This window comes from Rhodococcus sp. OS5 (assembly GCF_056837585.1).
This window is the reverse complement of the sequence record NZ_CM166368.1, coordinates 197198-209438: the sequence shown is the minus strand read 5'-3', so window position 1 is coordinate 209438 and position 12241 is coordinate 197198. Positions and strand designations below refer to the sequence as shown.

15 protein-coding genes are annotated in these 12241 nt (G+C 63.6%); 8 read left to right on the top strand and 7 right to left on the bottom strand.

Annotation, left to right across the window (positions count from 1 at the left end):
- Nucleotides 1-16 precede the first annotated feature (16 nt).
- Nucleotides 17-655, bottom strand: coding sequence for a hypothetical protein (locus ACVZUB_RS01025; protein ID WP_007736015.1), 639 nt, complete (start codon nt 653-655; stop codon nt 17-19).
- Between the two features lie 139 nt (nt 656-794).
- Between ACVZUB_RS01025 and ACVZUB_RS01020 the strand changes: the two genes are divergently transcribed.
- From ACVZUB_RS01020 to ACVZUB_RS01000, 5 genes are all read left to right on the top strand, one after another.
- Entirely contained in the window at nt 795-1574 is a 780-nt protein-coding gene (locus tag ACVZUB_RS01020) for a DUF2470 domain-containing protein (protein WP_003945406.1), read from the top strand.
- Nucleotides 1575-1584: 10 nt separating this feature from the next.
- A complete protein-coding gene (locus ACVZUB_RS01015) occupies nt 1585-2406 on the top strand; it encodes a CPBP family intramembrane glutamic endopeptidase (protein WP_003945405.1) in 822 nt (273 codons plus the stop codon).
- A 160-nt stretch (nt 2407-2566) separates the two neighbouring features.
- Nucleotides 2567-3802 carry an LCP family protein gene (locus ACVZUB_RS01010; protein WP_007736010.1) on the top strand — a complete coding sequence of 412 codons (1236 nt, stop codon included), beginning with the start codon at nt 2567-2569 and terminating at the stop codon, nt 3800-3802.
- A 99-nt stretch (nt 3803-3901) separates the two neighbouring features.
- Nucleotides 3902-4372: a hypothetical protein gene (locus ACVZUB_RS01005; protein ID WP_075831784.1), complete on the top strand. Its 471-nt coding sequence runs from the start codon at nt 3902-3904 to the stop codon at nt 4370-4372.
- A 37-nt stretch (nt 4373-4409) separates the two neighbouring features.
- The gene (locus ACVZUB_RS01000) at nt 4410-4955 is read left to right on the top strand and encodes a ferritin (RefSeq protein ID WP_003944176.1); all 546 of its coding nucleotides are present in this window, start codon (nt 4410-4412) and stop codon (nt 4953-4955) included.
- 11 nt (nt 4956-4966) lie between these two features.
- On the opposite strand, the gene ACVZUB_RS00995 is transcribed toward ACVZUB_RS01000, so the two are convergent.
- Entirely contained in the window at nt 4967-5908 is a 942-nt protein-coding gene (locus ACVZUB_RS00995; protein WP_064113812.1) for a cytochrome c oxidase assembly protein, read from the bottom strand.
- Between the two features lie 126 nt (nt 5909-6034).
- Between ACVZUB_RS00995 and ACVZUB_RS00990 the strand changes: the two genes are divergently transcribed.
- The gene (locus ACVZUB_RS00990) at nt 6035-6679 is read left to right on the top strand and encodes a DsbA family protein (RefSeq protein ID WP_482628077.1); all 645 of its coding nucleotides are present in this window, start codon (nt 6035-6037) and stop codon (nt 6677-6679) included.
- Here ACVZUB_RS00990 and ACVZUB_RS00985 read toward each other — a convergent pair whose 3' ends face one another.
- The 3 genes from ACVZUB_RS00985 to ACVZUB_RS00975 are packed head-to-tail and all read right to left on the bottom strand — an operon-like array spanning nt 6680 to nt 8641.
- Nucleotides 6680-7627 carry a M56 family metallopeptidase gene (locus tag ACVZUB_RS00985; RefSeq protein WP_007736002.1) on the bottom strand — a complete coding sequence of 316 codons (948 nt, stop codon included), beginning with the start codon at nt 7625-7627 and terminating at the stop codon, nt 6680-6682.
- Nucleotides 7624-7983, bottom strand: coding sequence for a BlaI/MecI/CopY family transcriptional regulator (locus ACVZUB_RS00980; RefSeq protein WP_063315268.1), 360 nt, complete (start codon nt 7981-7983; stop codon nt 7624-7626). Before ACVZUB_RS00980 ends, ACVZUB_RS00985 begins: the two co-directional genes overlap by 4 nt.
- Before the next feature lie 28 nt (nt 7984-8011).
- Nucleotides 8012-8641, bottom strand: a complete 630-nt coding sequence (locus ACVZUB_RS00975; RefSeq protein ID WP_064113814.1) for a M23 family metallopeptidase — start codon at nt 8639-8641, stop codon at nt 8012-8014.
- A gap of 179 nt (nt 8642-8820) precedes the next feature.
- Between ACVZUB_RS00975 and ACVZUB_RS00970 the strand changes: the two genes are divergently transcribed.
- Nucleotides 8821-9747, top strand: coding sequence for a cation diffusion facilitator family transporter (locus ACVZUB_RS00970; RefSeq protein WP_007735998.1), 927 nt, complete (start codon nt 8821-8823; stop codon nt 9745-9747).
- Nucleotides 9748-9901: 154 nt separating this feature from the next.
- The gene (locus ACVZUB_RS00965; protein WP_030535839.1) at nt 9902-10447 is read left to right on the top strand and encodes a ferritin; all 546 of its coding nucleotides are present in this window, start codon (nt 9902-9904) and stop codon (nt 10445-10447) included.
- Here the strand turns inward: ACVZUB_RS00965 and ACVZUB_RS00960 are convergent.
- Complete coding sequence (locus ACVZUB_RS00960) at nt 10444-11262, bottom strand: alpha/beta fold hydrolase (RefSeq protein WP_003944129.1); 819 nt, start codon at nt 11260-11262, stop codon at nt 10444-10446. The two genes, ACVZUB_RS00965 and ACVZUB_RS00960, sit on opposite strands and share 4 nt — an antisense overlap.
- Nucleotides 11263-11315: 53 nt before the next feature.
- On the bottom strand, nt 11316-12230 hold the full coding sequence (locus tag ACVZUB_RS00955) for a DUF5926 family protein (protein ID WP_003944127.1): 915 nt from the start codon (nt 12228-12230) through the stop codon (nt 11316-11318).
- Nucleotides 12231-12241: the final 11 nt, after the last annotated feature.

Here is a 12241-nt window from a genome sequence, read left to right as displayed (position 1 = left end):
CACCGACCCACGCCGGTCACTGCAAACCCGCGGCACGCAAAGCCGTTTCCACTGCAGGCAGATCCGCGACCTCGATCGTGAGCAGCACCTCACGCATGGCCGACGCGGCTTCGGGGATCAGCGCGGCAAGTTTTTCCGGCTTCGGATCGACCATCGCGGCGCGCACGTCGTCGCCGCGCAGTGCAGCGACGGTGCCACACAGCAGGGCGATCACCTCGTCGCCGTCGGCCGCGCGGGCTACGAAACCGACGGACTCGTGCGCGAGTACCGCCAGGAAATCAGCCACTTCGGTGGGCGTAAGACCGGCGGCGAGTCCGGGGATCCGGCCACCTTCGCACAGACGCAGCGCCGCTTCGGCGGGTGTCAGATCCTCTTCGCCGCCGTCGACATACACAGCGAGCGGCGCGGGCAGGCGCAGCGCGATCGCGTCGTCGATCTGGTCGGTGGTGACGTCGACGTCGAAACGGACGGCCTCGTACGACGCTTCCGTGTCCGCACGCAGTTCTTCCGGATCGATATCGAGACGGACGACAACCCGGCCTGCTGCTTCGCCACCGATCAGAACCGACGCCGGAACAACCGGGAGAAAGAGTGCTTCGAGGAGTCCGCGCGAGTTTCTCGGGGCGGGCAGCCCGAGTGAGAGAGGAATGGCCACAGACAAACCGTAACCCCGGCGCAGGCGGCGGATTCCACGCGAGTTGCGCAAAAGTCTTGCGATTCACACCGAAGCGCCTTAGGTTAGGGTTACCTCATCATCCGATGGAGTTCGAGAGAACACCCGCCAAGGGGGCAGCATGGCAACGAAGACCAGCACCGGCCCGTCCACCGCCGAACGCGTCCGCAGCGCCTGTGTGCGCGCACAAGACGCAGTTCTCGCCATCGAAGGCAGCGATCCCACCGTCACGTCGGTGCATCACCTGCGTTCGAACGGTGACGTCGTCGTTGCAGTCCCACATGCCTCCGCTGCTGCGGCTCTGGCCTGGAACTCCGGCGGCGGCGGCCTGCCTGCCGTCCTCGAGATCACCGATCACGCACCACTGCGGCTGCGTGAGCCCGTGCGCTCCCTCGTGTGGCTTCGCGGCTCGTTGCACGCCGTGCCCGACTACGAGGCACGCGTTCTCGCCGACGACGTCGCATCCGAACATCCACACCCGGGGCTCCTCGACATCGGCCACACCTCGGTCCTCCTTCGCTTGAGCCTGGCCTCGGCTGTAGTCGCTGATTCAACGGGGGCAGAACCCGTCGCCGTGGACGAACTGCTGAACGCCAGCCCCGATCCCTTCTGGGAAATGGAGACCGCATGGCTGCAGCATCTCGACGAAGACCACCGCGACCTCGTGGACCTGCTCGTGCGCAAGCTTCCCCCGTACATGCGCACCGGACGCGTTCGCCCACTCGGCATCGACCGCTACGGACTTCGCCTGCGGGTCGAGGATCACACCGGTGACCGCGACGTGTGGATGCCGTTCGCCAACCCCGTCGACGACGCTCCCGCGCTGAGCCGCGCCATCCGCATGCTGGTCGGGTGCCCTTTCCTCAACGGCCTCCGATCGGGCGGCGCATCAAACGGCTAGCGTTGCGCGGGTGAATGCCCGCGAAACCGTCCGCACCTGGTTACGGCCGCCGACTCCCGTCCCGGCCGGCCCGGCCCTCGATCCGGCCGCCAGACGCGGAGTCTGGATCGAGATCACGATCGTCCTGCTGGTCACCTTCGGACTCAGCGGATTGTCCGGGATCCTCTCGCTCGCCGAATCCTTGGCGACGCCGGTTGCGCTCTCGGATCAGACGGTTGCACTCAACCCGTCGCGGGCCGCCATCGACTGGATCGACCTGGCGCGCCAATTGCTGGGCGTCGCAAAGCTTCTCGCGTGGGCAGCGCTGGGACTCTATCTACTGTGGCGTTCGGGGATCGGTCCACGTGCTGCGGGACTGACCCCCAAGCCTCGATTCGGGCGCGACATAGCACCGGGATTCGGCCTCGCCGCTGTGATCGGTCTCCCCGGTCTGCTGTTCTATCTCGTGGCTCAGGCACTGAGCATCAACCTCACCGTCCAGGCCAGTGCGCTCGACGATCACTGGTGGCGGGTGCCGATCCTCGTACTGTCCGCGATCGCGAACTCCGGTGCCGAAGAGGTGCTGGTCGTCGCCTACCTGATCACTCGCCTCCGAACGCTGGGTTGGAGCGAGAACAAATCACTGCTCGCGTCGTCACTCCTGCGCGGCAGTTACCACCTCTATCAGGGATTCGGTGGCGGCGTCGGAAACGTGATCATGGGGCTCGTGTTCGGCCGGTACTGGCAGCGCACCGGGAAACTCTGGCCGCTGGTCATCGCCCACGCTCTCATCGACATGGTGGCGTTCATCGGTTACGCCCTCCTGCGCGATCACGTCTCCTGGCTGCCGTGACCGGTACCGTGAACTGGTGACCGGCGACTCCGAATATCCTCAGCGCCCTCCGCGGCGCCAGCCGCCAGGGCCACCTCCGCGTGGACCGATGCCTCCGAGGCAGAACCCTCCACGCCAGAATCCACCCCGTCAGGGCCCACCCCCGCAGCGGCGTCCACCGATGCCGCCGGAAGGGCCGACGGTCATTCGGCGCGACGGACGCCCGCAGCAGCAGAATCCGGCCAATCAGGCCTGGTCACAAGTTCCACCACAAGCGCCGCAGCAGCCCAGGCGTGAGGACTGGGCGCCGACCCAGCGCCCGCAACCGTTTCAGGACGACCCGCGCAGGCAGGGGCCGCCGCGTCAGGATCCGCAGCGCCAGGCGAAGTACGCGCCCGCACCGCCGCGCCGAACCCCGCCGAACGCCCCGCCGCGCCCTCCAGAACCTCCGAAGCAGCGACGCCCCCGCAAGCGTCGTAGCTGGGGTAAACGTATCGGCATCACGTTGTTGGTCTTGCTGCTCGCGCTGGCCGGCGCGATCTACTACGTCGACAGTTCGCTCAATCGAATCGACGCGCTGCCCGACTACGCGGGACGCGTCGCCGATACTCCGGGCACGAACTGGCTGATCGTCGGGTCCGACAGTCGTGAGGGGCTCACCCCAGAGCAGGAGCAAGCCCTTGCGACGGGCGGTGACACCGGCCCCAAGCGCACTGACACGGTCATCTTGGTCCACGTCCCCAAAAGTGGGAAGACGACCATGGTCAGCATCCCTCGCGATTCGTACGTTCCGATTCCCGGCTACGGGTCGGACAAGATCAACGCCGCCTTCGCCTTCGGTGGCGCTCCATTGCTGGTGCAGACCGTCGAAGAGGCAACGGGGCTTCGCATCGACCACTACGCCGAGATCGGATTCAGCGGGTTCGCCGGCATCGTCGACGCCGTCGGTGGCGTCAACGTGTGCCTGGCACAGCCGATCGACGATCCGCTGGCCGGGATCAACCTCCCCGCCGGATGCCAGGACTTGAAGGGTTCGGACGCACTCGGGTTCGTGCGAACTCGCGCGACGGCGCTCGCCGACCTCGACCGCATGAACAACCAGCGCCAGTTCATGTCGGCGTTGCTGTCGAAGGCGACGAGTCCGACCACGTTCCTCAATCCGTTCCGGTTGTGGCCACTCGTCTCCGATACCGCCAAATCTCTACAGGTCGACGAAGGCGATCACATCTGGAATCTGGCCTCACTCGCCTGGGCGCTTCGCGGCGGGATGACCACCACGACGGTTCCGGTCGCCGGTTTCGAGGACGTGGACGGTTCGGGCAACGTGTTGTTGTGGGACAAGGCGCGCGCTTCGCAGTTCTTCGACGCCCTGGCCAACGATCAGCAGATTCCACAGGATCTGATCACCACGGGGTAATCGCCCTGAGTTCCGGTAGTACCGCGGGAGGACAAGCCCGGCGAACAAATCGCTTTCCGGCAGGACGCGGAATCGGCGGCCGAAAAATACCGTGAAGGTATGAACACAACACACCACCGATTCCGCACTCTCGCCGTCGTTGCCGCCGCCGTCGGAGCTGCTGCACTCGTGACGTCCTGCTCCGGAACCTTCGAGAAGTTCGACGACTCCAAGGCGTACAAGAAAACCGAAACCTTCTCTTTTGCACAAGCATCCAACGGAATCGACACACTGCCGAGTTGGGTTCCCGCCGGCGCAACGGGTATCGACGAGGTCATCCGCACCACCGGCAACGAACGCATCCTGCGAATGACTGCGAACATCGCGGAGATAGATCACAACAGCTGCATCGCACGACCCACCGTCGAAACTCGTCCCGCATCGTTGTCCGCACAGTGGTGGCCGACGGGGGTCGAGAAGGGCAGTTCTTTTCAGTGCGGCGATTGGTACGTCGGCGAAAAGGACTCGTTCGTCTACGGGTACCGACCGGAAACTGTGGGCTTCGTCATCGATCAGCTCGACAAGAAGTAGCTCCCTCTCAGCGGCGACGACCCAGTAACCTGTTGGGATGACACAGGCGAAGAACTCGAGCGAATTCACCACTCTGCTGCGTCAGCAGATCCGTAACGAGTTCACTGCATCGCAGCAGTACATCGCGGTAGCGGTGTACTTCGATGCACACGATCTTCCGCAGATGGCCGCGCGCTTCTACAGCCAGGCCACCGAGGAACGCGGTCACGCGATGATGATGATCCAGTACCTGCTCGACAACGACCTCGACGTGGACGTTCCGGGCATCGACGACGTCGTGACGAAGTTCGACAGTGTCCGGGCTCCGGTCGAGTTGGCACTCGAGCAGGAGAAGACGGTCACGGAGCAGATCACGCAGCTGGCACGCACCGCGCGCGATACCGGCGACTACCTGGGCGAGCAGTTCATGCAGTGGTTCCTCAAGGAACAGGTCGAGGAAGTGGCAAGCATGACAACACTTCTCACCATCGTCGACCGCGCCGGCGACAACCTGTTCCACCTCGAAACGTTTGTCGCACGCGAGATGAACACCCCGGCCGCTGCCGATGCAATGGCGCCGACGCCCGCCGGCGGCGGCGTCTGAGGGCCACCGGCCTACCGAGTCTCAGGCCGCTCGGCGGCGTTCAGTGATCTGAGGAAATTGTTGTACGCCTCAAGATCACTGTCGCCGTCGATCTCGGCGCGGCGGTCCAGGTCGGCATTCATCCGTTTGTCGTCGCGGTTCCAGCGCATCGCGAAGATCACGACCACCACCAGCGCGACGGGCTCTCCGTACGACCACGCGAGGGCGCCCGCCAGCTGCTGATCCTGCATCACGTCCACGCCCCACTCGGGAGGCGGATCCACGAACGTGGTCAGCAGCGGCTTTGTCGCCATCATGAGTACGACGCCGATGAACACGTGCAGCGGCATCTCCACGAACAGGTCGAAACACCGGCCGAGGTAGCTCTGTCGCACCGGCAGTGGGCCGGTGGCGAGCACCGGCATGATGAAGAGCAGACCGCTGGCGAGAAAGAAGATTTCGAGAAAGACGTGTCCAGCCGGTAACGCCGAGACGGTGTCGAAGATCGGCGACAGGTAGATCCCGTAGTAGCTGAACAGAAATACCGGGATCGTGAACCCGGGGTGCAGCATCCACCGCGCCGGTGGGCTACGCAATGCCGAGAGGGCAAGCGCGAGAATGCCTTTTCCTATTCCTCGGTGCGGCGTCGAACGTAGTAGCAGCAGTCCCGGCGAGCCCAGTACCCAGAGCGGCGGGATCGCCATCGAGAGCGTCAGGTGTTGGAACATCCAGACGCTGAAGAGTTCGTAGCCGTAGCTCTCGACCTTCAGTCCGGTTACCGCGATCAGCAGCAGGCACCCACCGAGGAAACACGCTGTCCGATACCACGGCCATGGTCGCCCACTCGCGCGAACTCGCTGAGCGCCAGTCCAATACCAGAGTGCAAGAACAACTCCCAGGGCAGGAAGAAGCGGGAGGGATGAGGTATCCCACTCCAGCATCTGCCCGATCGACGGCGGCGGCGTGTCATTCACGAACGCTTCACCGGCGGGTCCTCCTTCGTCTCAATGCGGGTACCGTCGACTCTACACCTAACTACTATGTTGGATAGTATTTAGGAATTCGACGGAAGGTACAGGTGCACAGCAGTGTCCAGAAGCATGAAGATATCCGCCGCCCTGATCACGGTGTTCGCGGTAGCACTGATCACGTTCATCACCGTCGATCCGATTCGGGCAGACAACGAGAACGCCGATCGGGCAGCACAATCCACCGCCGTCCTCACCGACGACGCGTACCGATTGACCTCGGCCGCCGACGGCAAGGTGAACCTGGTCGAGTTCCTCGACTTCGAATGCGAAGCCTGCCTCGCGCTGTGCCCGACGACGGAGCGGATCAGAGCGGAGTACGAGGATCGAATCACGTTCGGCATCAGATACTTTCCGATTCCGAGTCACACCAACAGCACTCTCGCGGCGCAGGTCGTCGAATCCGCATCTCGCCAGGGCAAATTCGTCGAGATGTACAAGCGAATGTACGAGACGCAGTCGCAATGGGGTGAATCCGCCGAATCACAGGAGGCGCTGTTCCGTTCCTACGCACAAGATCTCGGACTTGACATGGCCCGATTCGAATCCGACCTCGGCAGCCGCGGCGTCCGCGAGCGGGTCGAGCGCGACTTCGAAGAAGGCCGACGCCTCGGCGTCCAAGGTACTCCGACGCTGTTCCTCAACGACGTGAAGCTGGACCAGATGCCGAGCTACGAGCAGTTGAAAGCCCAGATCGATTCGGCCTTGGGAGAATGATCAGGTCAGAACAGCGCAGATCCCCGCGGAGACGGCCACCGTCACGGCTGCGGCAACGGCCGTCGTGACAGCGGCCGGCACACAGGCCGCCACCGCGCAGGTCAGTCGCCGAGGCGACGCCACGTCGCCGTCGACCAGGGAACTCAATCGCACCGCGGTCGCGCTGCCGCGATCGCTCAAGCTCCAGTCCGGCTGAGGAAGCGGCGATTTCGACACCACGGCAAGGGCGGAACGCACCGCAGCCGGGCTGGTGACGCGAGCGGCGTGTCTGTCCGCCGACAGTTCGACGATCGCGCCGACGGCAGCGGGTGCCGCCGCGAACAACGGCACTCGCGGAAGAACAGCGGCCAAGACTTCGCACGCACCGACAATTCGGTGATGACCGCCGCTCAAGTGTGCACGCTCGTGCGCGAGGACAGCATCCCGCTCGCCTCCACTGAGAGCGGATGACAAGCCTTGCGTCGCAACAACAAATCCAGGCTTTCCGGCGACGCTGTACGCCATAGGCAGCGGATGATCCAGCCACAACACGTCGGACTCCGAGTTGTCGCGGCGCGCGACGATCGAGAGAACATCACGATGGAAATCTCGGACCCTCGCGTGCTCACGTGCCTGCTTGCGGCCGGCCAGCACGATCCGAACGGCGATCACACCCACCACAGCAACGGCTGTGCCGGTGATCAGTTCACCCACCCATGAACTCGTGCCGTGCGCGAAGGCGCTGAAACACCGAGCGATACCGTCGACCAGCCCCTCGACCGGCGCGTGGCTCGGCCACACCAGAACCAAGACCGCGGAGAGAGCGAGATACAGAGCCGACGCCATGCTGCCGAGCCACGCCGCGAGCAGCACCGCCGGTGACAACGCCGAGGAAACGGCTCGCAACACTCTCGGAACCAGGAATCCCACGAGCATCGCACCGAGAAACATCGGCAACGCCAATGTCATTGCACACCTTCCCCGGAAAGACCCCGGCGCAGGGCCTCGTTCTCGGCATCTGTCATGGTCTTGGCGAAGTGCAACAGCACGGCAGCGGAATCGGAACTGCTGTCCAACAATTCGCGCAGTGCTCTGGATGTGGCCTCTTCACGGCTGCGACTCGGCCGATAGAAGTAGGCGCGACTCTTCTTCTCACGACTCACCCAGCCCTTGTCGAAGAGATGCGTCACGACGGTCAGGATCGTGGTGTACGCAAGTTGTCGACGCTCACCCAGGATCTCGACCAGATCCTTGACCGAGAGCGCGTCGTCGGACTGCCAGAGCACATCCATGACCTCGGCTTCGAGTCCGCCCAGCCCCTGCATTGCTCCTCCATCGCGTCGTGACAGAACTTCAGTCGCCCGTGGTCTTCTCCCCGAACGACACGCCCCGGGAATTCAGGTACACGAGCGGATCGGTCTTCTGTCCGTCAGATTGCCACACCTCGTAGTGCAGGTGTGGTCCTGTCGATTGTCCACGATTGCCCACGGTCGCGATCAACTCACCCGCCCGCACCTTCTGACCCGCAACCACGAGCGCCTCGTTGATGTGTCCGTAGACGCCGACGGTCCCGTCGTCCTGCTGGATGCGGACCCAGAGCCCGAATCCCGCGGCGGGACCGGATTCGAGCACCACACCGTCGGTCGCCGACACGATGGGCGTTCCGATCGCGTTCGCGATGTCGAGACCGTAGTGGGTGGTTCCCCACCGTGGACCGAAGTTGGACGTCATCGTCCCGCTGACGGGGGCCATCACCTGTGGCTTTTCGGCCTCGTACGCCAGCGCCGCTCGCTCGGATTCGAGCTGTCGCGTCTTGCCGAGTTGTTCGGCTATTCCGGCAAGATCCGTCGACCGGACAAGGTCGAGGATCTCCGGCGCCGACACCGCAGATGCATCCTCGACTACAACCGACGGCGGCGACGCGTGCCCGATGGAAGTGCCGGACGCGAGGATTGCACCCGTCGCCACGGAAACCGCGGCCATGCGCCCGCCGGGTCTGATCGGCTCGGATTTTCGATGTCTTCCCACTTCTCGGTCCTCGCGTCGATGACAAATGAAGGTCTACGCCGCCACCTTACAACTATGTTTCATAGTTTTTAAGACATGCACTATTGCGCATATATGCATATGTGTCTAGGCTGGCGTCGACGAAAGGACCTTCGATGTCACACGGACACGGGCACGGAATCTCCCCCGCCGAGGCTGCGACCAGCAACAGCGGCAAGCATGTCAACAAACTGTGGATCGCCGCCGGCCTCGGGTTGGTGACCTTCGTGCTGCAGGTGACGGTCGGCCTCTTCACCTCGTCACTGGCCCTGCTCTCGGACTCGGCGCACGTGTTCACAGACATCTTCGGCATCTTCATGGCGCTCGCCGCGATCCTCGTCGCACAGCGTGCCGCCCGGCGCCCCGACCGTACTTTCGGCATGTACCGCACGGAAGTGTTTGCGGCACTGGCCAATGCGATCCTGCTCTTCGCAGTCGCCGGGTGGGTGCTTTACGAGGCCGCCAGCCGCTTCACGGATCCGCCCGAGGTTCCCGGCCTTCCCGTCGCGACAGTCGCCGTCGTCGGTCTGGCGATGAACGTCATCGCCTTCCTCATGCTGCGCAGCGGCGCGAAGGAAAGCATCAACATCCGCGGCGCCTACCTCGAAGTCATGGCGGACATGGTCGGGTCCATCGGCGTCCTGGTCAGCGGCTTGGTCACGCTTGCGTTCGGTTGGCGCTACGCCGACCCCGTCATCGGCGTCGCGATCGGCCTCTTCGTCTTGCCACGTGCCTTCAACCTGGGCCGCCACGCCGTTCGCATCCTCCTCCAGCAGGCTCCCGACCGCATCGACGTCACCTCGATCATCGAGAAGATCAACGCTCTGCCGGGAGTCGTCGACGCGCACGATCTGCACGTCTGGACACTCACCTCGGGGATGGAAGTTGCTTCCGTTCACGTCACCGCGGTCAGTGACGCCGATCCCACAACGGTGCTCGCAGCAACCCGAACCTTGCTTGCCGAGGTATTCGAACTGGGGCACGCCACCGTACAGGTGGAACTACAGGGAAGCGACGGTAAATGCGCGGAACTCGCCTGGTGAAATGGACATTCCTAAATGAAACATTCGAATTCACCGGGCTCGATAACCTCACCGAATTCGAAGAAAAATTAGGTCTTCTTTAGTTTGGGAACGCTTACCACAATAAGGTCATACTGGGATGACAGGGCCTCTGACCTGCACTATCTTGGAATTCATGACTTCTGGGGAGACTCACATGACCAAATTCCACGCACTACTCCGAGACCAGATTCGCAACGAGTTCAACGCTTCGCATCAGTACATCGCGACAGCGGTTTACTTCGACAATGCGGATCTGCCACAGCTGGCAAAGCACTTCTACAAGCAGGCTGTGGAAGAGCGTAACCACGCCATGATGATCGTTCAGTATTTCCTCGATCGCGACATCAATGTCGAACTCACCGGCGTCGACGCCGCGAAGGCCGACTTCAAGGATGCCCGCGAGCCCATCGCTCTCGCGCTGACGCAGGAGAAGACGGTCACCGAGCAAATCGTCCAGCTCGCGAGCACTGCCCGCGAAGAAGGCGACTACCTCGGCGAGCAGTTCATGCAGTGGTTCCTCAAGGAGCAGGTCGAGGAAGTTGCAAGCATGACAACACTTCTCACCATCGCGGACCGCGCAGGCGCCAACCTGTTCGACCTCGAAGACTTCGTGTCCCGCGAGATGAGCACCGTCGGTGACACCACCGGTGCACCGAGCGCAGCCGGCGGAACCATCTAGCCTGCAGCACTCACGGATTTTGCCCTCGAGCCGAACGGTTCGCTTCCTGCCAGCAGGATCGAACTGATCAGCTCGGGGGCATCTGTCATCGGTACGTGCCCAAGGCCGGGCAGAACCATCAACTTTGCCTGCGGGAACGGCTTTTTCACGCGCTGCGCCTGATACACGGGCAGGATGAGATCGCGTCGACCCCACGCAACCGTCACCGGCACAGTGGGATCCACGATGGGCGGCAGCACGAAGTCCATCTCGAGACCGAGATCGACGAGTTCGTTCGACACGAGCGAACGGCAGTCGGCCAACGCCGCTGCATAACCGACATGACTCGGATGAGCGAAGAACGCGGCGAGCGCCGGATAGCGAATCAGCTTGTACCGCAATGCGCGTGGCAATCCGTCACCCATGAGCTTGGCTGTGCCGCGCAGTGCACGGAACGTGTTGATCGCTCGCACCTGATCGAGGTGATTGACAAAGAACCCGGCCGGCGAAAGAGCTGTCGCCGACGCGACATCTCCGCGCGCTGCCAGCGAGAGGGCAATCCAGCCGCCGAGGGAGTTTCCCGCGACGTGGGCACGCTCCCCCGCCGGCGTCACTTCCTTGACGAACTCACTGACATCGTCGATCAGCTGTCCCATGACGTCCGGACCGAGTTCGGGCAGCAGCGACTCTCCGTGACCCGGCAGGTCGACGGTGACGACGCGGCGGTACGGCGTCAGCTGGTCCAAAAGCGAATCCCACGCCTGCCGTCGATGGACGATGCCATGGACGAGCACAAGCGTGGGACCACTACCGGAGATGTCATGCGACAAGGTCATGTCACCAACATTAACCGTAACTTCGCGTAACGCCTATAGTTCGGGCGAAAAAATCAGCGCAGCGTGACCTGACGACCACGAAGTCCGTCGCGCGAGCGAAGCTCGGCCGAGGTCAGCGGAGCATCGACGGCCAGAGCCTCGGCAAGACGCTCACCGAGCTCGACGGTTGCCGCTACCCACTCGTTTGCATGCTTTTCGCGGTCGAGGTCGAAGACGGGAACCAACAGGCCGTGGGTGCGGAACGAGCCTGCGTAGCGCGAGCCCTCACCCAGATGCAGTCCACCGGTCGCGTGCACGCGCGCCAGCGCGAGCATCAGGTCGTCTTCGCTCTCGGGACGAACCCAACGCAGGTGCGCCTTCTCGCCGGCGTCGACCCACCACGCGGCAACGAGGCCGTCGCCTTCGAGGCGTGCAGAGGGCATGATCGCCGAGTTGGCGTGCTGCACGGTGGCGGCAACCTCGGGATCGGTTTCGACGCCCTCGGGGATCCACCAGTTGAAGTTCTGGTGCACGGTGATGTCGAGCAGTGCCGAGGGATCGACGACAGCGGTGACTGCGGGGGTCTCGGAATCGGGGTTCGCGGCAGAAAGCGCGTCGCCGGGGGCCGCGTCCTTGATCCAGTTCACCGAAGCGGCGAGGTCTGCGCCGAGGTCGGCCGAGTGCGCCTGAACCTGGACACCGACAAATCCTGTGGCCGTCTCGCCCTCGTCGCGGACGAGTGCGGCAACAGCGCCGGGGAGGACCGTTGCCAACGTGACGGGACGGTCGGAGCCGATGACCGGCAACGGAGCCGTGGCGGACGGAACGAATTCGCGCAGCGCGACCAGATCGCACTCGGCGGCAAGGCCCTCGAACGGGCGGCTGACTACGCCGGCAGCGGCTTCACGCTCTGCTTGGCGTGCCGCCAGCTTCTCTGCGCGTGCGCTGCCCTGCTTCGGTCCACTGTTTCTTTTGCTCTTCTTGGCCACGAGGGCAAAAT